The organism is Streptomyces sp. NPDC022910, from assembly GCF_055561075.1.
In genome coordinates this window covers 74779-99006 of sequence record NZ_JBVHHL010000018.1, presented here as the reverse complement: position 1 = coordinate 99006, position 24228 = coordinate 74779, and the positions used below count along the sequence as shown (strand labels likewise).

18 protein-coding genes and 3 pseudogenes are annotated in these 24228 nt (G+C 71.3%); 4 read left to right on the top strand and 17 right to left on the bottom strand.

All coding sequences use genetic code 11. The annotated features are described in order from the left end of the window. Positions 1–43 precede the first annotated feature (43 nt). Positions 44–1543, bottom strand: a complete 1500-nt coding sequence (locus ACZ3TS_RS19300; protein ID WP_467619301.1) for a DNA-binding protein NsdB — start codon at positions 1541–1543, stop codon at positions 44–46. Positions 1544–1776: 233 nt separating this feature from the next. Here ACZ3TS_RS19300 and ACZ3TS_RS19295 point away from each other — a divergent pair, with 233 nt between their 5' ends. Continuing rightward, positions 1777–2916, top strand: coding sequence for an aminoglycoside phosphotransferase family protein (locus tag ACZ3TS_RS19295; RefSeq protein WP_467619298.1), 1140 nt, complete (start codon positions 1777–1779; stop codon positions 2914–2916). Positions 2917–3207: 291 nt separating this feature from the next. Next, the gene (locus tag ACZ3TS_RS19290; protein ID WP_467619296.1) at positions 3208–5175 is read left to right on the top strand and encodes an N-acetylmuramoyl-L-alanine amidase; all 1968 of its coding nucleotides are present in this window, start codon (positions 3208–3210) and stop codon (positions 5173–5175) included. A 56-nt stretch (positions 5176–5231) separates the two neighbouring features. Here the strand turns inward: ACZ3TS_RS19290 and ACZ3TS_RS19285 are convergent, their stop codons facing one another. The 7 genes from ACZ3TS_RS19285 to ACZ3TS_RS19255 all read right to left on the bottom strand — a co-directional run bounded on the left by ACZ3TS_RS19285 (position 5232) and on the right by ACZ3TS_RS19255 (position 11530). Further along, positions 5232–5729, bottom strand: a complete 498-nt coding sequence (locus ACZ3TS_RS19285; protein ID WP_467619293.1) for a hypothetical protein — start codon at positions 5727–5729, stop codon at positions 5232–5234. Positions 5730–6159: 430 nt separating this feature from the next. Beyond that, on the bottom strand, positions 6160–7077 hold the full coding sequence (locus ACZ3TS_RS19280) for a universal stress protein (protein ID WP_467619291.1): 918 nt from the start codon (positions 7075–7077) through the stop codon (positions 6160–6162). A 136-nt stretch (positions 7078–7213) separates the two neighbouring features. Beyond that, the gene (locus tag ACZ3TS_RS19275; protein ID WP_467619288.1) at positions 7214–7456 is read right to left on the bottom strand and encodes a DUF397 domain-containing protein; all 243 of its coding nucleotides are present in this window, start codon (positions 7454–7456) and stop codon (positions 7214–7216) included. Between the two features lie 83 nt (positions 7457–7539). Beyond that, positions 7540–8706 (bottom strand): thiolase domain-containing protein, encoded by a 1167-nt coding sequence (locus tag ACZ3TS_RS19270; RefSeq protein ID WP_467619285.1) that lies wholly within the window; start codon positions 8704–8706, stop codon positions 7540–7542. Next, the gene (locus ACZ3TS_RS19265) at positions 8703–9752 is read right to left on the bottom strand and encodes a thiolase domain-containing protein (RefSeq protein ID WP_467619283.1); all 1050 of its coding nucleotides are present in this window, start codon (positions 9750–9752) and stop codon (positions 8703–8705) included. The genes ACZ3TS_RS19270 and ACZ3TS_RS19265 overlap by 4 nt, the downstream gene beginning before the upstream one ends. Then, positions 9749–10699, bottom strand: a complete 951-nt coding sequence (locus ACZ3TS_RS19260) for a Zn-ribbon domain-containing OB-fold protein (RefSeq protein ID WP_467619281.1) — start codon at positions 10697–10699, stop codon at positions 9749–9751. Before ACZ3TS_RS19260 ends, ACZ3TS_RS19265 begins: the two co-directional genes overlap by 4 nt. 30 nt (positions 10700–10729) lie before the next feature. Beyond that, positions 10730–11530: a crotonase/enoyl-CoA hydratase family protein gene (locus ACZ3TS_RS19255; protein WP_467619279.1), complete on the bottom strand. Its 801-nt coding sequence runs from the start codon at positions 11528–11530 to the stop codon at positions 10730–10732. Between ACZ3TS_RS19255 and ACZ3TS_RS19250 the strand changes: the two are divergent. Then, a pseudogene (locus ACZ3TS_RS19250) lies at positions 11525–12030 on the top strand (AMP-binding enzyme); the annotation flags it as partial. The gene ACZ3TS_RS19255 and the pseudogene ACZ3TS_RS19250 sit on opposite strands and share 6 nt — an antisense overlap. Before the next feature lie 93 nt (positions 12031–12123). On the opposite strand, the pseudogene ACZ3TS_RS19245 reads toward ACZ3TS_RS19250, so the two are convergent. Next, positions 12124–12434 (bottom strand): annotated as a pseudogene (locus ACZ3TS_RS19245) (alpha/beta fold hydrolase); the annotation flags it as partial. 194 nt (positions 12435–12628) lie between these two features. Between ACZ3TS_RS19245 and paaK the strand changes: the two are divergent. Then, positions 12629–13927 carry a phenylacetate--CoA ligase PaaK gene (gene paaK, locus ACZ3TS_RS19240; RefSeq protein ID WP_467619277.1) on the top strand — a complete coding sequence of 433 codons (1299 nt, stop codon included), beginning with the start codon at positions 12629–12631 and terminating at the stop codon, positions 13925–13927. A 100-nt stretch (positions 13928–14027) separates the two neighbouring features. Here the strand turns inward: paaK and ACZ3TS_RS19235 are convergent, their stop codons facing one another. From ACZ3TS_RS19235 to ACZ3TS_RS19200, 8 genes and pseudogenes are all read right to left on the bottom strand, one after another. Further along, entirely contained in the window at positions 14028–15548 is a 1521-nt protein-coding gene (locus ACZ3TS_RS19235; RefSeq protein ID WP_467619276.1) for a purple acid phosphatase family protein, read from the bottom strand. A 153-nt stretch (positions 15549–15701) separates the two neighbouring features. Beyond that, a complete protein-coding gene (locus tag ACZ3TS_RS19230; protein ID WP_467619273.1) occupies positions 15702–17204 on the bottom strand; it encodes an acyl-CoA synthetase in 1503 nt (500 codons plus the stop codon). 98 nt (positions 17205–17302) lie between these two features. Further along, complete coding sequence (locus tag ACZ3TS_RS19225; protein WP_467619272.1) at positions 17303–18853, bottom strand: acyl-CoA synthetase; 1551 nt, start codon at positions 18851–18853, stop codon at positions 17303–17305. Then, positions 18850–19959, bottom strand: coding sequence for an NAD(P)H-dependent flavin oxidoreductase (locus ACZ3TS_RS19220; RefSeq protein ID WP_467619270.1), 1110 nt, complete (start codon positions 19957–19959; stop codon positions 18850–18852). The genes ACZ3TS_RS19225 and ACZ3TS_RS19220 overlap by 4 nt, the downstream gene beginning before the upstream one ends. A gap of 59 nt (positions 19960–20018) precedes the next feature. Then, complete coding sequence (locus tag ACZ3TS_RS19215) at positions 20019–21569, bottom strand: phytoene desaturase family protein (protein WP_467619268.1); 1551 nt, start codon at positions 21567–21569, stop codon at positions 20019–20021. Between the two features lie 58 nt (positions 21570–21627). Further along, positions 21628–22123, bottom strand: a pseudogene (locus tag ACZ3TS_RS19210) (tetratricopeptide repeat protein); the annotation flags it as partial. A gap of 81 nt (positions 22124–22204) precedes the next feature. Further along, positions 22205–23002 (bottom strand): oxygenase MpaB family protein, encoded by a 798-nt coding sequence (locus ACZ3TS_RS19205; protein WP_467619395.1) that lies wholly within the window; start codon positions 23000–23002, stop codon positions 22205–22207. A gap of 52 nt (positions 23003–23054) precedes the next feature. Next, entirely contained in the window at positions 23055–24119 is a 1065-nt protein-coding gene (locus tag ACZ3TS_RS19200) for a LacI family DNA-binding transcriptional regulator (RefSeq protein ID WP_467619267.1), read from the bottom strand. Between the last annotated feature and the right edge of the window lie 109 nt (positions 24120–24228).

The window sequence follows — 24228 nt, the reverse complement described above, 5'->3', positions numbered from 1 at the left end:
CTCACGCACGGGTTGAAACCCTGACGGATGCGTTCCGAACCCCTTACGCCTGCGCGGCGCCACCGCCTTTGGGCTTCGACAGGCCCTTGGGAAGCGCCAGTTTGATCTCCTCACGCAGATCCTGGATCTTCGGATAGCTGGAGTACTGCCCGGTGAGCCGGTACATCTCGCGCAGCCGGTCCCAGGTGCGCTGGGAGGAATTCGCCCCCATCGACGTCAGGGCCAGGCGTGCGTACCGGTCTGCCTGTTCGGGGTCGTCGGCGATGAAGCACGCGGACGCCAGGGAGATGTGGTCGAAGATCTTCGACCGGTCCCGGCCTGCCCCGCGCAGTTCCAGCGCCTCCTTGGCGTGGCGCTGCGCGATGAGGGCAGCGCCCGGCTCGTGTTCGGCGAGGGTGCGGTAGGCCAGGGCCTGCATCCCGTGCAGGTCCGCCTCGTCGAACATCTGCATCCAGCTCGGCGGGGGCACATCCCCCTTGTCGGAGACGAACAGGTCCTCCGCCTCACCGAGGGTGCGCCGCATGGCCTGTCCCTTGCCCATCGAGGCCTGCGCCCAGGCCTCGATGGTGCAGAGCATGGCCTGGGTGCGCGGCAACACCTCGTCGCCCGAACCGGACTTGGCGAGCTGCATCAGGTCGAGTGCGTCGTCGGGCCGGCCGAGGTGCACCATCTGGCGGGCCGCGCGGGAGAGCGCCTCCCCGGCACGCGGCCGGTCGCCGCCCTCACGGGCCGCGTGGGCGGCGATGACGAAGTACTTCTGGGCCGTGGGCTCCAGACCGATGTCGTGCGACATCCACCCGGCCAGGACGGAGAGGTTGGCGGCGACGCCCCACAGGCGCCGCTGCAGATGGTCGGGGTGACGGTAGGAGAGCATGCCTCCCACTTCGTTGAGCTGTCCCACGACAGCCTTGCGTTGCAGCCCGCCGCCGCGGGCCGCGTCCCAGGCCCGGAACACCTCGACCGAGCGCTCCAGCTCCTCGATCTCCTGCGACCCGATGGGGGCGGCCTCATAGCGGTCGAACCCAGCGGGGTCGGCGTGCAGGGGATCGTCGAAGCGGGGAGCGTCGGCCGCGAGGGCCGGATCGGTGTGCAGCCAGTCGTGCATGGCGCTGCTGAGTGCGGATCCTGCGGCGAGCGCGGCACCCGCGCCCACCAAGCCGCGTCGGTTGAGCATGAGGTCCATTCCCGTGAATTCGGTGAGGACCGCAGCCGTCCGCTCGGGCGCCCACGGCACTCCGTCGGGGTGCTTGGCATCCCCGTCGTCACGCCGTCTCCCCGCGCGCCCGTGTCGGTCCAGACCGAGATCCTCGATGGTCACGACACGGCCGAGTCGTTCGGTGAACAGCGCCGCCAGCACCCGCGGCACCGGATCGCGCGGGATCTCTCCCATGTCGATCCAACGCCGCACCCGTGAGGTGTCGGTCGCCAGCTGGGGGTGACCCATGGCCGCCGCCTGCCGGTTGACCATCCTCGCGAGTTCGCCCTTGGACCAGCCGGCCAGGCCGAACAGGTCCGCGAGGCGGGTGTTGGGTTGTCCGCTCACGTCAAGCCCCCAGGTTCTCGGCTGAGTTGACAGTAACCCCCTGTCAGTTGCTTCGGGACTATTCGCCAGGGTTCGCCAGGGTGCGCCAGATGGTGTGCCACGGGCCATCGGGTGTCAGGTAGGAACGCGCCACCCCGACCCGGCCGCCGCAGGGACATTCCCCAGGGTGTACCAACGGCGGCCGGGGCGGGCGGCGCGGAACTCGAAGGCACACGAAGGGATCTGTATCAACCATGTACACAGCATCGTCCTCCGTGTCCGCCCCGCCCCGGTCGCTGCGCTCCCGCCCGGGCGCCGGCGGCCCCTACCTCGACCCCGCGCGACCCGCGGCCCCCGTGCTCGCCGCTGGCAGGGCGCGGTCCGTTCCGGGCGTCGGCACCCAACCGCTCAGCGGGAGAATCGACTTGTCCGGCCCCCAGGGCACGCAGCTGCGCACGGCGATCGCTTCGGTGCATCGCATCTGCCCGGAGTTCACTCCGGTGCAGGTGCTGCGCCGAAGCGGGCGCTCCGTGCTCCTTGTCGGCACGACGGGGCGCAGTACGGCCGTCGCCAAGTGCTTACTGGACCACTCCACCATCTGGTCGGAGCGCATCCGGCACGAAATAGCGGCATACCGGTCGTTCGTCCGGCACCGGCCGCCGGTACGGGTGCCCCGGCTCATCGCGGCGGATCCGGACAACTGCACTCTGGTGATCGAGCGGATGCCGGGCCGGGTGGCCGCATTGCAGCGGCATCCGGTGGAGGCGCCACCACGGGCGGACATCCGGACGGCGCTCGGAGCGGTCTGCCGGCTCAACGCGTGGCGTCCCCCGGCCGGGACGTTCGACGCCCCGTTGGACTACGCGGAGCGGATCTCGCGCTTCCATGAGCTGGGGCTGCTCACGGACCGGGACATGGGCGATCTGCAGAAGCTGCTGCACGGTATCGCCCACGCGGCGGGTCGGCAGGGCATGGGCCAGTTCTGTCACGGCGACGCCCTGCTGTCGAACATCCTGCTTTCACCGGCGGGGCCCGTACTGGTGGACTGGGAGCACGCGGGCTGGTACCTGCCCGGGTACGACCTGGCGACGCTGTGGGCCGTACTCGGGGACGCCCCGGTGGCCCGGCGTCAGATCAGCCAGATCGCGCAGTCGGCAGGCCCGGCCTCGCGCGACGCCTTCCTGGTGAACCTGATGCTCGTCCTCACCCGTGAGATCCGTACCTACGAGACAGCCGTGCAGCGTTCGATGCACGACACGTCCCCGGCGGCACCGGGAGTGGCCCACCCGGGTGCTGCGCCGTCCGGCGAGGAACAGCGGCTGCTGCTGAGGCGGCTGCACGACGACTGCCAACTGGCCCGACGGGCCGTACGAGCGGCGGTCGGCACTCGCTGACGGGGATGGCGGTCCGCGGTGTGCTCGCGACAGCGGCGCACCGCGGGCCTTCGTCGTGTCGTGTGCGCCAACTCGGACACCTTCCAGGACACCCTCATTCGGGTCATTGGTCCACTCCACTGACGCGCCGCAGGCCGCGTCGTCGCCGCGGCGAAAGTCCACGCCACCGCCGCTGACATGGGAAATCGCCTGCGGCTGGGCATGATTGACGGATCGTCGCAGAGCCGGTACCACTGACGCACGTTCGGCCCCCGCACGCCCCACAGCGCCCGACCGTCCCAGGAGGCTGCCTTGCGCGGATCCGCCACCCACCCCCACGCCCCCGCCGGCCGCAGACGCACCCGCAGGATCGCGGTCGCCGTCGCCTCGGCGACGCTGCTTCTGCCGTTGCTGGGTGCCGTACCCGAGCACAACGCCCCGGCAGGACTGGAGAGTGCCTTCGCCGACGCGGCCGCCGAGTACCGCGTGCCGCAGAGCGTGCTGCTCGGGGTGTCGTACCTCCAGTCCCGCTGGGACGCGCACGGCGGTGCGCCGAGTGTCTCGGGCGGCTACGGCCCGATGCACCTCACGGACGCCCGCACCGCGATCGCCGGGGCGACGCACCACGGCGAGGGCACGGAGGACGCGCGCGGCGACCAGGCCCGCGCCGCGCTGCTGCCCACCACGACGGTGCCGGCGAACTCCGAGCCGCCGGCCCGGCTGAGGACACTGGCCAAGGCCGCCGCACTGACCGGCATTCCGGCCGAGCGGCTGCGCACGGATCCGGCGGCGAACATCGCGGGTGGTGCCGCCCTGCTCGCCGACGCGCAGCGGCACCTCGGCGAGCCGCTCGGCGGCGACCCGGCCGACTGGTACGCGGCGGTGGCGGAGTTCTCGGGCGCGGACGACAGTGCGACGGCCGCCGCGTACGCCGATGACGTTTTCCAGGTGATGCGTGAGGGCGAGCGGCGCACCACTGACCTGGGGCAGAGCGTGACGCTGGCCGCGCAGCCCGGCCTGACGCCCGACACCGCGCAACTGGGGCGCGCCGGGCTGCGCGCCGCCGACGCGGACGGGACCGAATGCCCGAAGAGCGTGTCGTGCGAATGGGTCCCGGCCCCGTACGAGGAGTTCGGCGACAACGACTACGGAAACCACGACCTGGGCGACCGGCCGGTCTCGCAGAGCATCAAGTACATCGTCATCCACGACACGGAAGGCCAGTGGGACGGTGTCCTGAAGCTTGTCCGGGACCCGACCTATGTGTCGTGGAACTACACCGTGCGCTCCACGGACGGGTTGATCGCCCAGCATGTCAAGGCGAAGGACGTGGCCTGGCACGCGGGCAATTGGTACGTCAATGCCAAGTCGATCGGCATCGAGCACGAGGGCTTCCTCGCCTCGCCGGACGCCTGGTACACCGAGGCGATGTACCGCTCGTCGGCGCGGCTGGTGAGGTACCTCGCCAAGAAGTACGGCGTCCCGCTGGACCGGCAGCACATCCTCGGACACGACAATGTGCCGGGCCCGACGACCTCGACGATCCCGGGCATGCACACGGACCCGGGCCCGTACTGGGACTGGCGGCACTACTTCGAGCTGCTCGGCAGGCCGTTCCACGCCACGGCCGGCGCCGGGGGCGGGCTGGTGACGATCCTGCCGGACTACGCCGCGAACCAGCCGGAGTACACGGGCTGCACCGCCTCGGGCGTGTCGTGCGCGGAGCACGGCTCGAGCGAGGTGCGTCTGTACAGCGCGCCCGACGAGAGCGCGTCGCTGATCAAGGACGTCGGGCTGCGCCCCAAGGGCGACGACTCGACGATCGACGTCAACGACGTGGGCTCACGGGTCTCCACCGGCCAGCGGTACGCCGTCGCGGACCGTGAGGGGGACTGGACCGCGATCTGGTACCTGGGCCAGAAGGCCTGGTTCCGGAACCCGAAGGGGCAGCGGACGGCGGTGAACGCGTCCGGGCTCGTGGTGACGCCCAAGGACGGAGTCACGGACATCCCGGTGTACGGCCGGGCGTACCCGGAGAAGGAGGCGTACCCGGAGGGGGTGCCGGCGCAGTCGGTCTCGCCGCTGCCGTACCGGCTGCCGGCGGGCCAGAGGTACGTGATCGGCGAGGAGGTGCCGGGCGAGTACTACTACGCGGTCACCTTCACGACGGACTCGCACCGGGTCGTGATCGGCAAGGACCTGTACTACGAGATCCAGTTCGGCCACCGGGTGGCCTTCGTCCGGGCGGCGGATGTGCAGGTTGTCCAGTCGGCCTCGTAGAGCGTCGCGAAGGGCCGGGATCCGCCCGCGGAGCCCGGCCCTTCGTGTGCGCGTCCTCAGCCCTGCTGGAACAGATCCGCGGGCAGCGGCTTGAGCAGTGCGTACAGGTCGTCAGTGATGGGGCGGTCCCAGGCGGCGATGGTCACCAGGACGTTGTCGCTGCGGTCGAACTGGACGCAGGAGATCCGGCTCTCGGACAGCTTGAGGCGGCGCACGATGAGGAGGTTGTCACCCTGCATCACCGGGATGTCCTCGGTCCCGACGACGGTGACCTCCTCGTCGTTCTCCAGCGCGAGGAGGAGCTGGGCCACCTCGAAGGGGATCTCGCCCTCGACGACGTCGCGGGCCGGCGAGCCCTCAGGCAGATTGCCGATGATCATCGCGGGGCCACGGCCGCCGAACAGGTCGTAGCGCAGGAAGACGCCCTGGCAGCTGCCGTCGGGGGCGGGCAGCAGACCGGCACCGAGATTGCCCGGCCAGTCCCCCGGATCCATGGCCAGTACGTCGAAGTCGGGTCCGGCGGGAGTGGCACTGCGGCGGCGGAGGAAGGACATGTCGCAATGGTACGTGGCCGGGCGGCAAGCGGGGCTGTGGGCTCGGTCTCGCGGAGTGCCGGTCGCCGTCCGCCGAGCGGGGCCCGCCGTGCAGTCGTCCAGCGCCTGCTGATCCGTCGGCCGTGATCGCAGGAGCCTTCGGAATGCAAGGGAACATGCCACGGCACTCCCTCCCCGGCTCCGGCCGGGAACGGCGGTGGGTGTCGGGGTCCGGCAGGCCGATGTCCCGCGCCCTCGGCGCCCACCTCCATCGGCGCAACCCGGCGCAAGTGGTGTCCCGGGCTCGCCGCGGAGGCTTCGGTGACGCGGTCGGCGTCCGGCTCACCCGGCCCGGCGGGCGTGTCCGCCGCGTGCTGCGACATCGCCTGCGGCCGGTCGATGTACGCGCTCAGCGCCGCGATCCGTCCGGCAGCGTGCCGGGGCCCGGAGGTCAACCGTCCGTACGAGAGGGCTCTGCCGCCGGCGGGATCACCGCGACGGGGCTCGCCGCGTGGAGGAGTACGGCCTGGGTGACCGAACCGATCATGCGGGCGGGCGCGAGGAGCCGCCGACGGTGGCGGCCCACGACGACCAGTTCGGCGTCCTTGGAGGCCGCGACCAGGTGGCCCGCCGGTTCGCCGGGCGGGGTCGACAGGTCGACCCGCACGCCCGGGTGCCGCTCGCGATGGACGGCGAGGAGACCGGCGGCCAGGGTCCGGGTCTCCTCCTCCACGACGTCCTCGTCGGCGGCCGGGGGTACCAGTTCGCCGGGCGCCGGCCACATCGGGACCGGGGCCCAGGGATAGGCGGAGATCACATGCAGCAGGGCGTCGCGGCGGTCCGCCTCGGCGAAGGCGAAGGCGAGGGTCGCCTCTGCGGGGCTGTCGACATGCAGACCGACGACCACCCGCGGCCCCGTCGCGACGGGCGGGCCCTCGTGCACCTCGCGTCCCGGGCGCGGCACCACGACCACCGGGCAGGGGGCGTCGCGTGCGGCCGCCAGGCTGTTGGAGCCGAGGAGCAGACTGGCGAAGCCGCCGCGGCCTCGTGAGCCGAGCACCATCACCTGGGCGGTGTCGCCCAGTTCGGCCAGAACGGCGGCCGGGGCGCCGCTCAGGGCCACGTACTCCACGTCCGGAAGGGCGGCCCGGTCCGCCAGCCGCGCCCGGACCTGGGCGAGTACCGGGTCCTCGGCCGGCTCCGGGGGTCCGGCGACCAGTACGTCGGGCTGCGCCCAGTGCGCGTACTGCCGCACATGGGCCACGCGCAGCGGTGCCGCGCGCAGTCGTGCGGCGGTCAGCGCCCACTCCAGGGCGCGCAGGCTGTCGTCCGACCCGTCGACGGCCGCGATGACCGGCAGGGTGGTCATGGAATCCTCGCCTCCGGCACACAGCTGTGATCGTTCCGGGGCCAGCCTGTCGCAGACGGCGGCCCCGGCACGGGTTCAACGGCCGCGTGTCCGGAAATTCCGGAACCGGCGAGACCTCACCTCGGCGGGCGAGGCCTCAGGTGAGGTCGAACTCCCCCTCCCGTGCCCCCGACACGAAAGCGCCCCACTCCGCGGGGGTGAAGATCAGGGAAGGGCTCTCGGGGCGGCCGCTGTTGCGCATCGCGATGAAACCTTCGACAAAGGCGATCTGGACATCTCCGAGCCCACGGCTGCTGGAGTGCCAGTCGGCGTTTCTGAGGTCCAGCTCCGGCTTGTCCCAGCCCGCGAGCGGCTGCTGCTGGATGGTGCTCTCGGCCACGTCCGTGCTCCTCCCGATTCGTCGTCCGCGGCCAGCCTAGCGAGCGCGTTCCACCGCCAACAGGTCATGTGAGCGGGATGCCCTCAGAAGGTCGGCGGGCGGTCGCCGACCAGCCACATGGAGAAGAACTGCGACCCGCCGCCATAAGCGTGTCCGAGCACCCGCCGGGCCCCGTCCACCTGGTGTTCTCCGGCCTGTCCGCGCACCTGGAGCGCCGCTTCGGCGAAGCGGATCATGCCGGAGGCGCCGATGGGATTAGTGGAGAGCACGCCGCCCGACATGTTGACGGGAAGGTCCCCCTCGAGTTCGGTCACGCCGGACTCGGTGAGCTTCCAGCCCTCGCCCTCCTCGGCGAAACCGAGGTTCTCCAGCCACATGGGCTCATACCAGGAGAAGGGCACGTACATCTCCACCGCGTCGATGTCCCGGCGCGGCTCGGCGACCCCGGCCTGCCGGTAGACATCGGCGGCGCAGTCCTTGCCGGCCTGCGGCGACACGAAGTCCTTGCCCGCGAAGAGGGTCGGTTCACTGCGCATCGCGCCGCCGAGCATCCACGCGGGCGGCCGGGGCGAACGGGCCGCCCCCGCACGGTCGGTGAGCACCATGGCGCAGGCGCCGTCGGAGGACGGGCAGGTCTCCGAGTAGCGGATCGGGTCCCACAACATGGGCGAGGACTGCACCTTCTCCAGCGTGATGTCGTGCTCGTGCAGGTGCGCGTAGGGGTTCTTCAGCGCATTGCGCCGGTCCTTGTACGCGACCAGGGAACCGACCGTGTCCGGGGCACCGCTGCGTCGCATGTACGCGCGTACGTGCGGCGCGAAGAAGCCGCCCGCACCGGCCAGCAGCGGCTGCTGGAAGGGAATGGGCAGCGACAGGCCCCACATGGCGTTGGACTCGGACTGCTTCTCGTAGGCCAGGGTGAGCACCGTGCCGTGGACGCGGGCCGCGACCAGGTTGGCCGCGACGAGCGCGGCGGAGCCGCCGACCGAGCCGGCCGTGTGCACCCTGAGCATGGGTTTGCCGACCGCGCCGAGCGCGTCGGCGAGGTACAGCTCCGGCATCATGACGCCCTCGAAGAAGTCGGGGGCCTTGCCGATGACCACGGCGTCGATGTCGGCCCACGTCAACTCGGCGTCGTCGAGGGCACGTCGGGCGGCCTCTCGTACGAGCCCCGCGACGGACACGTCCCGGCGAGCCGCGACGTGCTTGGTCTGGCCGATGCCGGTGACGGCCACGGGCTCCTTGCTCATCGCGGGTCTCCTTCGAGTACGGCGACCAGGTTCTGTTGCAGGCACGGGCCGGATGTGGCGTGCGCGAGCGCGCGGTCGGACGCGCCGCGGTGAATGCGGGCGGCGGCCTCGCCGACGCGGATCAGCCCGGCGGCCATGATCGGGTTGGCGGCGAGGGCCCCTCCGGAGGGGTTGACCGTGACGCTGTCGTCGAGCCGCAGTGCCTTGCGCAGGATCACCTCCTGCGCGGTGAACGGTGCGTGCAACTCCGCGGTGTCCGCGGGGCGTTCGAAGGCGCCGGCCTTCTCGGCGGCGAGCCGCGTGGACGGTGAGTCGGTCAGGTCGCGCACCCCGAGCCCGTGCGCCTCGATGCGGTGGTCGACGCCCCGGATCCAGGCGGGACGTGCGCACAGCTCCCTGGCCCGCTCCCCCGCCGCCAGGATCACGGCCGCGGCCCCGTCGCCGATCGGGGGGCAGTCTCCGGTGCGCAGCGGCCGCACAAGATACTCGCCCTGCGGCACCGAAGCGCCCAGTTGCGCATGGGGGTTGGCGCTCGCGGCCTCCCGGCTGCGCGCGGCGATCCGGGCCAGTGCGGACTCGTCCGTCTCGCCCGCGTCGATGAGCACCTGCGTCTGCAGTGCGGCCAGCGCCACCGAGTCGGGCCACAGAGGGGCCAGGTAGTAGGGGTCGAGCTGCCGCGTCAGGACGTCCCGCACGGATCCGGGCGACGACTTGCCGTACGCGTACACCAGCGCGGTGTCGGCGTCGCCCGTGAGCAGCTTCGTCCACGCCTCGTACAACGCCCACGCACCGTCCATCTCGACGTGCGACTCGGAGATCGGCGGCCAGGCGCCCACACCGTCCAGGGCCAGGGTGAAGGAGAAGGCGCGCCCTGCGAGGTAGTCACTGGAGCCGGAACACGTGAAGCCGATGTCGGCGGTCTTGAGACCGGTCTGTTCGAGTACGTCGTGAAGCACCGGCATGAGCATCTCCACCTCGGAGAGTTCCTCGCTGGTGCGCCGGTGGTCGGTCTGCGCGAAGGCGACGACGGCGATCTGACGCGTCATAGCAGCTCCTTGTACGCCTCGTAGTCCGCGTCGGGTTCGCCGGCCGGCCGGTAGTGGTCGGGGTAGCGGGCCCCCTCGGTCCACACCGGCTCGACCCTCAGGCCCATCCGCACCTGGTCGTAGGGGATGCCGCCGATGCGGCCGTGCAGTGCGAGGTCGGCTCCGTCGAGGGCGATGTGCGCGTAGACGTACGGCACGTCGATGTCGAGATTCGCCGTATGCGCAGCCTTGATGTTGACGATGCAGAAGGTGGTGACGGTGCCGCGGGGCCCCGCTTCGACCTGTTCGGTCGTGGCGACACCGCAGGTGGGGCAGGCACCCCGCGGCGGGACGTACACCTTGCGGCACGACGGGCAGCGCTCGCCGACGGTCCGCTGTTCGGACAGGGCGTTGATGTAGGCGCTCTGGGCGCGACCAGGCGAGTAGGTGTAGTCGAGGCGTGCGGGGGCGACGATGCCGGTGACGGCCTCCTCGAACGCGCCGCTGTGACCGGTGGGTTCGCCCGGTTCGCCGTCATACGGCTCGAAGCAGGCGATGTCGGTGATGGCGCCGGAGCGCTCGGCGGCCCAGCGGATGCGGACGCGCATACCGGTGCGGACGGTGTCGGGGCCAGGGGCGTCGAGGGCGTGCAGGAGGGCTGTGTCGGCGCCGTCGAGCCGGACCAGGACCCAGGCGAAGGGAGTGTCGAGGGGCTGGTCGCGGCGCGGCTCGTGGTTCCAGGCCCAGGTGGTGACCGTTCCGGTGGGGGCGACCTCGACGAGGTCGCGGATCTCTTCGGCGGTGGTGGGGTCGTACTCGACGGGCGGGACGAGCGTGCGGCCGTCGCTGGTCTTCACGCCGAGGACGACGCGCTCGCGCAGGCCCGTGAGGAAGGCGCTCTGCACGGGCCCGAGGGAGCGGGTGAAGGGGAACTCGACAACCAGGGGGGCTTTGAGGACTTGGGGCATCCCGGATCTCTCCTTGTGTGTCCCGACAGGTCAGGCGCGCTTGTAGACGGGCGGGCGCTTCTCCGCGAACGCGCGGGCGCCTTCCCTGGCGTCCGCGGTGTCGAAGATCGGCCAGCCGCGCACCAGTTCGGCGGTGAGGCCGTCGGTCTCCGTCATCTCGGCGGTCTCGTACACGGATGCCTTGACGGCCTCGACGGCGAGCGGTCCGCAGGCGTTGATCTGTTCGGCGATCTCCAGTGCCCTGGCGAGCGCGGTGCCGTCGGGCACCACATGCCCGATGAGCCCTATGTCCGCCGCCTCGCTCGCCGCGTACGGGCGCCCGGTGAGCAGCATCTCCAGGGCGTGCGTCCGCGGGATCTGCCGCTGCAGGCGGACCGTCGAGCCGCCGATGGGGAACAGTCCGCGCCTGACCTCGAACAGGCCGAAGGTCGCCGACTCCGCCGCCACCCGGATGTCGGTGCCCTGGAGGATCTCGGTGCCGCCCGCCACGCAGGGGCCCTCGACGGCGGCGATCACCGGTTTGCGGGGGCGGTGGTGGCGCAGCATCGCCTTCCAGTGCAGGTCCGGGTCGGCGGTGAGCCGGTCGCGGTACTGCTGCCCTTCCATCCCCTTGCCGGCCAGCGCCTTGAGGTCCATGCCGGCGCAGAAGGAGCCGCCGGCGCCGGTGAGCACGATCGAGCGGACCGCGTCGTCCTCGTCGGCCTCGATCCAGCCGTCGTAGAGCCCGACCAGCATGGGCAACGAGAGCGCGTTCTTGGCCTCGGGCCTGTTGAGCGTGAGCACCAGTGTGGCGTCTTCGCGCTGCACGGTGAGGTGTTCCGTCCCACCCATCGAGTGGATCCGGTCACCCACGAACCGGTCGCGGTCGGCGATCCGGGCCGCGTCGCGCAGCGCGGGCACGTGCCCCTCGGCTACTACAACGACCCGGGGAAAACAGCCGAGACCTTCTTCCAGAAGGACGGCGAACGCTGGGTGCTGCTTGGCGACATGGCGACGGTGGACGAGGAGGGCGTCGTCACGGTCCTCGGCCGCGGCTCGCAGTGCATCAACACCGGCGGTGAGAAGGTGTATCCGGAGGAGGTCGAACAGGCGCTCAAGTCCCATCCGGACGTGTACGACGCACTGGTCGCCGGGGTACCGGACGCGTCATGGGGCCATCACGTGGCGGCGGTGGTGCAGTTGCACGAGGGCGCGGCACCCCTGTCCCTGGAGGACATCCAGAGCCACTGCCGGGCGCATCTGGCGGGCTACAAGGTTCCGCGCCAACTGGTGATCACGGCAAGGCGGACTACCGCTGGGCCAAGGAGGTGGCCGTGGCGGCGGCTCGCTGAGGACACGCGACGTCGCCACCGCGTCGCACCGACCGGTCGCGGACAGCGACACGGCCGCGGTCACCGGAACGTGGCGACAGAGCTCCGTACGAAGCGTGCGGCGAGGATCGCCGCGGTGAGGAAGCCCGCCGCGGCCACCATGCGCTCGAGTCCGAGGTGCTCGCGGAGCGCCTCGACGTCGTCGACGAGCCGGTCGCAGCGGTAGGTGGCGGGGACCGCCGGGTGCGCTGAATCCCCGGTCCCGCGCAGATCGAGCAGCACCAGCCGCCGGCCGGCGAGTCCGCCCAGGTCCCCGAGGTAGGCGGAGGCCCGCATGGGCCCACCCGGCTGCACGACGAGCGGCCCCCCGCTCCCCTGAGGTGAAAGGCGAGTCGGGTCCCGTCGTACGCATCGAAGCTCGGCATGTCCCTGATCTTTCCGAGGGGGAGGGGCCGTTCGCAACGGGGTTCTCCCACCTGCGCGCGGTGCACGGCGGAGGTGCCGGAAAGTGCGGGCCGACCCCTTGCCTCCGCAGCGGTGAGCTGGATTACTGATCCCCAGCAGATCCGACCGAATGATCGGTCGCCCGGATTGGTGTGATCGGCGAGGAGACGCCTCCATGGCGGATGCGCACGACCTGCTCGACGCGGGGGAACGGCTCGACGCGAAGGGACTGCGGGACCTGCAGCTGGAGCGGCTGCGGTCCTCACTGCAGCACGCGTACGCGCACGTGTCCTTCTACCGGGACTCCTTCGACAAGGCGGGGATCCACCCCGACGACTGCCGCACGCTCACCGACCTCGCCCGGTTCCCGTTCACCGTGAAGGCGGACCTCAGGGAGAACTACCCGTACGGGATGTTCGCCGTGCCCCGGGAGCAAATCCGGCGGATCCACGCCTCCAGCGGCACCACGGGGCGCCCCACGGTCGTCGGGTACACCGAAAACGACCTGTCCATGTGGTCGGACATGGTGGCCCGGTCGATCCGCGCGGCGGGCGGCCGGCCCGGTGACACGGTGCACGTCGCGTACGGGTACGGCCTGTTCACCGGCGGGCTCGGCGCACACTACGGTGCCGAGCGCCTCGGCTGTACGGTGATCCCCGCCTCAGGCGGCATGACGGCGCGGCAGGTGCAGCTGATCCAGGACCTGAAGCCGGGCGTCATCATGGTGACCCCCTCATACATGCTGACCCTGCTCGACGAGTTCGAGCGCCAGGGCGTCGACCCGCGGAGCACCTCCCTGCGCGTCGGGATCTTCGGCGCCGAGCCGTGGACCGAGGAGATGCGGCGCGAGATCGAGGAACGGTTCGCGATCGACGCGGTCGACATCTACGGCCTCTCGGAGGTCGTCGGGCCGGGTGTGGCGCAGGAGTGCGTCGAGACCAAGGACGGCCTCCACGTGTGGGAGGACCACTTCTACCCCGAGGTGGTCGACCCGATCACAGGTGAGGTGCTGCCCGAGGGCGAGGAGGGCGAACTGGTCTTCACCTCGCTCACCAAGGAGGCCATGCCCGTGATCCGCTACCGGACCGGGGACCTGACCCGCCTGCTGCCCGGCACGGCCCGCGTCTTCCGGCGGATCGAGAAGATCACCGGCCGCAGCGACGACATGGTCATCCTGCGGGGCGTGAACCTCTTCCCCACGCAGATCGAGGAGATCGTGCTGCGTACGCCGGGCGTGGCACCGCACTTCCAGTTGCGGCTCACCCGTGAGGGCCGGCTCGACGCGCTGACGGTGCGGGCCGAGGCCAGGGCCGGTGCCACGCCCGAGCAGCGCGAGGCGGCCGGGTTCGCCATCGCCGCGGCCGTGAAGGACGGGATCGGCGTATCGGTCCGCGTCGAGATCGTCGAGCCCGAGTCGCTGGAGCGGTCGGTGGGCAAGATCCGGCGGATCGTGGATCTGCGCACGCGTCAGTGACCCGTCGGAGCCCGACGCCTCCGCGGCCCGGAGCACGGGTGACCTCGCCGGCGCCTCAGCGCCTCGGGCACGGGGCGTGAGGTGTGCCGCGGACGACGGATCACGGCGCGAGTCGGTGGATACCGGACAGATCGCGGGAGGTCACACTGTTGCGGTCGGCGACCGAGCGGCCGAGCGCATGGTGCGGCCACAGGCCTGCCGCCACCCATCGGCTGCGCTCGGCCCACGCCCGCGCCGCGGCACCGCCGGCCTTGTAGAAGTTGAGGGCGAAGCCACCGGAGTGGATCCGCAGCAGACAGAAGCCGCCGGGATACTCCTTGACGGCGCTGACCTCCTGCAAGGTCACGCGCGCGGCCTGGGGCAGGACCGTGCGTTTGTTGCGGTGGGTGTGACCCGCGTGGTGGAGGAAGACACCTGGTGCGGCGGCATAGGCCTGGAGGATCGAGCGGGCCTGGCCGCGGCCCAGGCGCTGCCCGGCCGTCACGGGGAAGAGGGAGTCCCGTACGGTCAGGGGATGGTGGCCGAAGACCACGGTGGGCTGCTCCTTTTGCTCCCTCAGCTGGCTCCGGAACCAGGAAAGTTGCTCGGCGCCCAGCCCGCCCGCGTCACCCCCGTTCCCGTGCTTGTCGTATGTGTCCAGGCCGACGATCCGCAGCCCGCCGACGTCATGCGTGAAGTACGCCGTCCCGTCGCGGCCGGGAAACCCCTCGTGGAAGGTGTCCCCGCACGCTCCCGAGCAGGAGCGGCAGTTGTTCCGGCAGGCTCCGGGCCCCGGCCGGTCGTGGTTCCCCCGCACCACGAAGTAGTCCCGGCCGTGCACACCGAATCCGTCAAGGATGCGCCTGGCCTCCGTCAGGTCCCACGGCGCCCCGCCGGCCGAGATGTCCCCCGCGGCCAGCAGCAGGTCCGCACCGCGCCGGCGGGCCTCCAAGACCACCGCCCGGCTCATGATCTGCGGATACGGCGCGAGGCCCGGTTCCTGCGAGACTCCGCGCATCAGGGGTACTCCGGCCACCAGTCCCGCGGTGGTCTCGCCCAGGTGCAGGTCGTTGCAGAGCGCTATGGTCAGCAGATGATGCCCGGGCGGGGGTTGCGGCGTGGTGAAGCAGTACGGCCCTCCCCGCGAGCCGAGGCCGTAGGTGCCGGTGCCGGCGGCGTTGCCGCGCACGAGGTGCAGCGGTGTGGGGGTGGCGGCGACGCCCCGGGAGCGGGCCTGGTAGTAGTACGTCTGCCCCGGTTCCAGGTCCGTGAGTTCCACGTGGTGGTGCGCGGTGGGCCGGTCCTCGCCCGCGGTGCGGTTGAGGCGCGCCGGATGGGTGCCGTAGACGACGTCGCCCTCCGTGACCGCCGGGACCATGCGGCCCGGTCCGTCATCGGTGCCGGGCACGCCGGTGAACCAGGTGATGACGGCGCGGTCCTCGGTCAAGGTGACCAGTTCCAGATGGACGGCCGCCAGGGCGTCGGCGTGCCGAGGGCGGCCCCCGTGTGAGGGCCGGCCGAGAACGGCGACGGAGGCGGCGCGCAGCAGGGCGGGGGCGAGCAGGGCGCCGGAGCGCAGCAGCTCGCACGGGGCGGGCAAGGCCGACACGACCGAAAGGGGAGCGGAGAGGCAGCAGCGCATGTCCGCTGCGTGCCCGGGCGCAGTGAACGGCGTCGGTGGCGGCGACGGCGGCACCAGGTCGGGCACGCGACATCTCGGCGTGGTGCCGGCCACGCCGAGGCCGAACAACGCGGACCCCGAGACGTCACCGGTCGGCCCCGGTCCCGTCGCACATCACCTCGCGTCGTCGAACCGGTCCCTCAGTACCCGCTTGAGAATCTTCCCGCTCGCGTTGCGCGGCAGCTCGTCCACGAACACCACCCGCTTCGGCGCCTTGAAGGGCGCGAGCTTCTCGCGGGCGTGGGCGATCAGTTCCTCCTCGGTGACCTGGCCGCGCGGAACGACGACGGCCGTGACGGCCTCGATCCACCGCTCGTCGGGCAGCCCGATCACCGCGACCTCGGCCACCTCCTCATGGGTGTAGAGGGCGTCCTCGACCTGCCGTGAAGCGACCAGCACACCACCGGAGTTGATGACGTCCTTGACCCGGTCGACGATCGTGAAGTACCCCTCGGCGTCCCGTACCGCGAGGTCACCGGAATGGAACCAGCCTCCCCTGAAGGCCTCGGCGGTCTCCTCGGGCTTGTCCCAGTACCCCTCGCACAACTGCGGTGACCGGTAGACGATTTCGCCCCGTTCGCCGTCCGGCACGTCCTTGCCGGACTCGTCGACGAGCTTGGCCTCCACGAACAGCACCGGGCGCCCGCACGAGTCCATGCGCCCCTTGTGCTCGTATGGTCCGAGCACCATGGACAACGGGCCGATCTCGCTCTGTCCGAAGCAGTTGTAGAAGGAGAGCTTCGGCAGCCGCTCCTTGAGGCGCTCCAGGACGGGCACCGGCATGATCGAGGCGCCGTAGTACGCCTTGCGCAGCCCGCTCAGGTCGCGCATCGCGAAGTCGGGGCGGGCCGCGAGGCCGATCCACACGGTGGGCGGCGCGAACAGGCTGTCCGCCCGGCCGTCCTCGATCAGGTCGAAGAGCCGATCGCCGTCGGGCGCGTCCAGGATCACGTTCGACGCGCCCACGGCGAGGTAGGGCAGCAGGAAGACGTGCATCTGCGCCGAGTGGTAGAGCGGCAGCGCGTGCACGGGCCGGTCGCCCGCGCTCAGATCGAGGGCGGTGATCGCGCTCAGGTACTCGTGCACCAGCGCGCGGTGCGTCATCATCGCGCCCTTGGGGAGCGCGGTCGTACCGGACGTGTAGAGCAGCTGTACCAGGTCCTCGCCGCGCGGCTCCTCGCCGTCGTACGGCTCCGCCGTGGCCAGCCGGGCGAGCAGGGAGTCGTCCGCGTCGCGCAGCGGCATGACCCGCACGTCCTCGGCGAGGTGCCCGGCGAGACCCGGATCCGCGAGGACGAGCCCGCAGCCGGACTGGGCGACTATGTACGACAGGTCGTCCCCGGTCAGGTTCTGGTTCACCGGTACGTGCACCAGTCCGGCGCGGGCGCAGGCCAGGAAAGCGATCAGATACGCGTCGGAGTTGTGGCCGTAGGCGCCGATCCGGTCCCCCCGCACAAGTCCGGCTTCACGCAGGACGCGGGCCGCGCGGGAGACGGCGTCGTCGAGTTCGGCGTAGGTCCACGACCGGTCGCCGTACTGGATCGCGACGCGCTCCGGGGTGCGCCGGGCACTGCGCCTCAGCGTGCCGTCGACCGTGACGCTTCGTCCCGCGGTCATGAGCCACCCCTTCGTCCGCCTCTGCCTGGCGCGATCCTCGCCGCGTCCCGCGAGCACGGTCAAGCTCCGGACGTCTTCGGCGTGAAGGGAGCCGGGTTTCACATCTGACGGGTGCGGCCTTCCCAGTACGGCTCGCGAAGCCGTCGCTTGTACAGCTTGCCGTTCGGATCACGGGGCATCGTCGTGATGAAGTCGACACTCTTGGGCCGCTTGTAACCGGCGAGCTGCCGCGCGCAGTGCTCGAGGATGTCGGCGGCGAGCGCCGGTCCGGGCTCTTGACCGGGGGCGGCTTCGACCACCGCCTTCACCTCCTCGCCCCAGTCGTCGTGCGGGATCCCGAAGGCGGCCGCGTCGGCGACGGCGGGGTGGGTGAGCAGCGCGGCCTCGATCTCCGCGGGGTAGATGTTGACCCCGCCGGAGATGATCAGGTCGATCTTGCGGTCGCGCAGGAAGAGGTAGCCGTCCTCGTCGAGGTAGCCGAGGTCGCCGACGGTGAAGAAGTCGCCGATGCGGTTCTTGCGCGTCTTGGCCTCGTCCTTGTGGTACGAGAATCCGCCGGTGCTCATCTTCATGTAGACAGTGCCGAGTTCACCGGGCGGCAGCCGGTTGCCGTCGTCGTCGAAGACCGCCAGTTCGCTGATGGGCCAGGCCTTGCCGACCGTGCCGGGCTTCTTCAGCCAGTCCTCGGCGGTCGCGAAGGCGCCGCCGCCCTCGCTGGCCGCGTAGTACTCCTCCACGCTGTCGCCCCACCACTCGATCATCGCCCGCTTCACATGGTCGGCGCAGGGGGCGGCGCCGTGGACGGCGTGCCGCATGGAGGAGACGTCGTACCGCGCCCGCACCTCGTCGGGGAGCGCGAGGAGGCGGTGGAACTGGGTCGGAACCATGTGCGTGTGCGTGCACCGGTAGGTGTCGATCAGGCGGAGCATCTCCTCGGGCGTCCACTTGTCCATCAGAACCAGCCGGTGCCCGATGTGCAGGGACGCGCCCGCGAACTGGAGCACCGCCGTGTGGTAGAGCGGCGAACAGACGAGGTGGACGTTGTCGTCGTACGGCTTGATGCCGAAGATGCCGAGGAAGCCGCCGAGGTACGCCTCCTCCGGCGGTTTGCCGGGCAGCGGGCGGCGGATGCCGCGCGGGCGGCCGGTGGTGCCCGAGGTGTAGTTCATGACCCAGCCGAGGGTGCGTCCCCCGGGCGCCGACTCGGGCTGCCCCTCGAGGAGTTGCGCGTACGACCGGAAGCCCTCGATCGCTCCGACGGCGTAGCGTCCGGCGGCCGGCAGCTTCGCCTCGTCGGCGGCGCCTCGTGCCGCGTCCGCGAACCGCTCGTGCGCGATGAGTACCTTGACGCCGGAGTCGGCGACGATCCAGGCGATCTCGGGGCCGACGAGGTGGTGGTTCACGGGCACGAGGTAGAGGCCGGCCTGGGTGGCGGCGAGGTACGCGGTGAAGAACTCGACACCGTTGGGCAGCACGACGGCGAAGGAGTCTCCACGTTCGAGACCCACGGAGCGCAGTCCGTGCACCAGTCGGTCGGCCGCCGCGAGCAGCCGTCCGGCGGTCCACTCCTCCCCGTCGGGTGCGACGAGCACCGTGCGCTCGGGGTCTGCCGCGGCCTGGGCCCAGAAACCGTTGGCGGCCTGGCTCATCGCTGGCTCCTTCCGGCGATCCGGTTGAGGCAGTCGACGGCACGCTCGAAGCCGCGGGTGAGGTCGTCGACGACCGCTTGGACACTGCGTTCGCTGTTCATCAGGCCGACGATCTGGCCCACGGGCGTGCCGAGCAGTGGCTCCACCTCGTACTTCTGGATGCGCGTGACAGCGTCGGCGACAAGCAGGCCCTGCAGGGGCATGGGAAGCGTGCCGGGTCCGTCCGGGTCGTCCCAGGCGTCGGTCCATTCGGTACGCAGCTGGCGGGCCGGTTTGCCGGTCAGCGCCCGGGAGCGGACGGTGTCGCCCGATCCGGCGGCGAGCAGCTTGCGCACGAGTGCGGGCGACGGAAGTTCGGCCTCCGTGGTGGTCAGCCAGATCGAGCCCAGCCAGACCCCCTGCGCGCCGAGCGCGAGGGCGGCGGCCACCTGCTGCCCGCTGCCGATCCCTCCGGCGGCCAGCACGGGCAACGGGTCGACGGCCTCGACGACTTCGGGGGTGAGCACCATGGAGGCGATCTCTCCCGTGTGGCCGCCGGCCTCGTATCCCTGGGCGACGACGATGTCGATGCCCGCTTCCTTGTGTTTGCGTGCGTGCCGGGCGCTGCCGGCGAGCGCGGCGACCAGGACGCCCTTCTCGTGGGCGCGTTGGACGACGTCGACGGGCGGGGAACCCAGCGCGTTGGCGAGCAGTTTGATCGGGTAGTCGAAGGCGACGTCGAGCTGGGAGCGGGCGACCTGCTCCATCCAGCCGGTGATCCGCCATCCGGACGCCTCGCCCTCGGCGAGTCCGGGCACCCCGTACTTGGCGAGGGTGTCCTTGACGAACTGCCGGTGCCCTTCCGGGATCATCGCCTCGACATCGGCCTCACTGACGCCCTCGACCTTCTTCGCGGGCATGACGACGTCCAGGCCGTAGGGCCTGCCCTCGACGTGCGCCTCGACCCAGTCGAGGTCGCGCTTGAGGTCGTCAGGGGCGGTATAGCGGACCGCGCCGAGCACGCCGAAACCCCCGGCCCGGCTGATGGCCGCGGCGACGGCGGGAAACGGCGTGAAGCCGAAAAGGGCGTGCTCGACTCCCAGTTTCTTGCTCAGCTCCGTCTGCATGGGCGAAGGATGCCGCAGCGGCCGGGAGGAAGGAAGAGTATTTCTGATGCTCCGTCAGATCAGGGCTCGAGCACCGCCATCGCCGCGTTGTGCCCCGGCACCCCGCTCACCCCGCCGCCGCGCACCGCGCCGGCGCCGCAGAGCAGGATGTTCGCGTGAGGGGTCTCCACACCCCAGCGCCCCGTGCCCTCCTGTGCGTAGGGCCAGGCCAGCTCACGGTGGAAGATGTTGCCGCCGGGCAACCGCAGATCGCGCTCAAGGTCGAGGGGGGTCTTCGCCTCGATACAGGGACGCCCGTCCGCATCCGTGGCCAGACAGCTCTCGACGGGCTCGGCGAGGTGGGCGTCCAGCTGCGCCAGCGTTGACTTCAGCAACTCCTCCCGTACACCGTCGTTGTCGCCTTCGAAGAGCCGCGCGGGCGTGTGGAGGCCGAAGAGGGTCAGCGTCTGGTAGCCCTGCTCGACGAGGTCGGGACCCAGGATGGTCGGGTCCGTGAGCGAATGGCAGTAGATCTCCGAGGGCGGCGCGGCAGGAAGCGTGCCCGCCGCCGCCTGGGCGTGGGCGGTGGCCAACTGCTCGTAGCCCTCGGCGATGTGGAAGGTCCCGGCGAAGGCCTCACGCGGGTCCACGGCGGTGTCACGCAGCGTGGGCAGCCGGGTGAGGAGCATGTTCACCTTGAGCTGGGCGCCCTCGGCCGGTGCGGGCGGGGTGTCGCCGGTGAGCCGGGCCAGCTCCTGCGGCGAGGCGTTCACCAGAACGTGCCGGGCGGAGACGGTGCCCTCCGCGTCCTCGCTCTGGTACGTGACCTCGGCGGCCCGCCCGTCGGTCTCGATCCGTACCACTTCGCGCCCGGTGGCGATCACCGCTCCGGCGGCGCGGGCGGCCTGAGCCAGCGCGTCGGTGAGCGCGCCCATGCCGCCCACCGGGACGTCCCAGGCGCCCGTGCCGCCGCCGATGACGTGGTAGAGGAAGCAGCGGTTCTGCGCCAGTGAGGCGTCGTGGGCGTCCGCGAAGGTGCCGATGAGCGCATCGGTGAGCACGACACCACGGACCAGGTCGTCGGCGAAGCGGGCCTCGACGGCGGCACCGATCGGATCCTCGAACAGCACCCGCCACGCCTCCTCGTCCTCGACGCGGCGGCGCAGTTCGTCCCGGGTGGGCAGTGGTTCGGTGAGCGTGGGGAACACCCGCTCGGCGACGCGCCCGGTCATCCCGTAGAAGCGCTGCCAGGCCTCGTACTCGCGGTCGGATCCGGTGAGCCGGGCGAACGCCTCCCGGGTCCGCCGCTCGCCGCCGCCGACGAGCAGCCCGGTGGGCCGTCCTTCACGCTCGACGGGCGTGTACGAGGAGACGTTGCGCGCCCGGACCCGGAAGTCGAGCTCCAGGTCCCGCACGATCTTCCGGGGCAGCAGGCTGACCAGGTACGAGTACCGCGACAGCCGTGCGTCCACCCCGGCGAACGGCCGTGTGGACACGGCGGCGCCCCCGGTGTGGTCCAGGCGCTCCAGGACCAGCACGGATCGCCCGGCCCGGGCCAGATAGGCGGCGGCCACCAGTCCGTTGTGGCCGCCCCCGACGATCACGGCGTCGTATTCCTCGTGTGCAGGCATGCTTCTTCGTAGCACGTCATGATCCGGATCGGCCAGAGACCGGCCGCACGGCGGTGCCTCAGGGCCATCCCGCGGCCCGCTGCTGCCGTGACACCGCCACCCTCCGGTACAGCTCCCCCGCCTCCTGGCCACGGCCGAGCTGCTCCAGGCAGTGGGCCTCGTCGTTGCGGCTGACCAGGGTGCCCGGGTGGTCGGGGGCGATGACGCGCTCACGCAGGGCACACACGTCGCGGGACTCCGCGAGGGCCTCCTCCCACCGGCCGAGACGGCCCAGGTTGGCGCCGAGGCCGTGCCGGGCGCGGAGGGTCTCGGGGTGCGCCGGACTGGTGACCCGGGTGCGGTCGTCGACCAGTTCGCGGTAGAGCGCGAGGGCCTGGGCGCTGCGCCCGGGCGCGCGCCTCGGCCGCCTCCCGGTACGTCTGCAGGGCCTCCGGCCAGCGGCCCAACTGGCCCAGCGCGCAGGCGACCTCGTACCTCGTGACAAGCGCGTCGGGGTGCGTGGCGCCGAGCACCCGGGCGCGCGCATCGGCCACCTCGTACGCCATCCGGTTGGATCAGCCTGGTGTCCGCCATCGCCTGCGATCGCCCCCGTCCCACCCACCCCGCCCCGGCCCTGGCAGGCCCAGTACGGCGAGTTATCTGCCGACTTTGTACGGTGCGGGGCGTGCGGCGGGGCCGAGTCTGGCCATCGCGCGGAGGATGTGTTTGGGCGGCAGCTGCCAGCGCAGACGTGCGGGAACGCAGCGAAGCAGGGTGCCGGTGACACGCAGGCGCCGGGTCACCGTCCCGGGGCGGGGAACCCGCCTGCCGTACAGCGCGTGGGCGTACGGGGGCAGAGCGGCGTATGCCAGCCCGGCCACACGCCGCCACAGCAGGGCGCGCGCCGGGACAAGCAACGGGTGGACGGGCGGGCGGCGCAGGAAGTCGTCCACCTCCCGGGCCTCGGGTCCGGCGGCGAGTTCGGGCAGCACCTTTTCGAAGTACGCTGCCAACCCGGCCTGGTCGGCAGGTACTTGTTCCGGATCGAGTCCCACGAAACATGCCGAGACCCGGTTTTCTCGGATGTACCGGTCGGCCTGCGCGTCGGTGAGCCGGAACCCCGAGCGGCGCAGGACGTGGAGGTAGGAGTCGATCTCGGCGCAGTGCACCCACATCAGCAGCTCCGGCTCGTCGACGCCGTACCGCTCGCCCGTGTCCGGATCCGTCGCTCCGAGCATGCTGTGGACCTTCCGCACGCGTGCGGCCGCCCGCTCGGCGGCCTCGGTGGTGCCGTACGTCGTCGTCCCGACGAAGTTGGCGGTGCGCATCAGCCGCCCCCAGGCGTCGCGCCGGAAGTCGGAGTTCTGCAGGACGCCGCGCACGGTCGGCGGGTGCAGGGCCTGGAGGTAGAGCGCGCGGATGCCGGCGACCCACATCATGGGGTCACCGTGCATCTGCCAGGTCACCGAGGAGGGCCCGTAGAACCCCGGATCCGCGTCCACCTCGTCAGTGTGACCTTGCCCGGTACGCCCCATCAACCTCCGTGACCACCCCGGGTGGCAGGTTGAACGGTGTGACCACCTGGATCGGCGACGGAAGGTGGTGCCCCTCCTCGGGGAGCGCACCGTGTGCCCGCATGACCGTCTGGCAGGCGCGGCGCATGTCCTGGCGCAGGTCGTGGTGGAGCACGGCGGAAATGCGGCGTTCGCCCAGCAGCCGCGTGTTGTCGTGGTCGAGGTCGTGCGCGATGAAGACGGCCAGGTCGCGCCCGAGCGCCTCGAAGGCCCCCACGGTCGCGGCGTTGCCGCCGCCGATGGAATAGACGGCGTTGATCTCCGGATCCCGCTCCAGTGCGGCCAGTACGAGGTCGCGTTGGGTGGCGTCCAGGCCGTCGCTGTCGGTGACCTCGACGACGGCGCGCTCGGGCCGGGCCATCCGGAGCGCGGCGCGGAAGCCCATCTCGCGCTCCTCCTCACCGCGGAAGAAGCCCCGGCTGATGGTGACGAGCACATGACCGGGGCGATCGCCCAGCCACTGGTCGAGGAGGTACGCGGCGGTGGCTCCCGCCGCACGGTTGTCGATGCCCACGTAGGCGTGGCGGGCACTGCCGGGCAGATCCGTCACCAGGGTGACCACGGGGATCTGGGCCGTGACCAGTCTGCCGACGGCGGAGGCGATCTCCGGCAGGTCCGGGGCCTTGAGGATCACCCCCTGAGAGCCGCGCCGGGCGATGCGGTCCAGGATGCCGATCAGCTCCGCGGGCGGACAGGTCTCCCGGAAGTGGAAGCGGGAGCGGACGAGGGCGGGGTGCAGGGACGGCAGTTCGGCCTCCAGGGCATCACGGACCGCGGAGGAGAACCGGGCCGGGGTCTGCATCACGATGTCGATCATGAAGGCACGACCACCGATGCGGACCTGCGTCCGCTGACGGTCCAGATCCTTGATCGCCTGGTGCACCTCACGCACCGTGCTGTCCCGCACTCCGCCCCGGTGGTTGAGGACGCGGTCGACGGTGGCCTGGCTCAGCCCGGCCTGACGGGCGATCTCGCGGATCGTGTAGGGGTGTCCCATGACTGGTTTCCCGGGGGTGGACGACGATGGGGGGCGACGGCTTGTCGATGATGGTTTTTTGATGGGTCTCTGATCATTGAATGAGGGACCCGGGTTCACAAGACTGGCG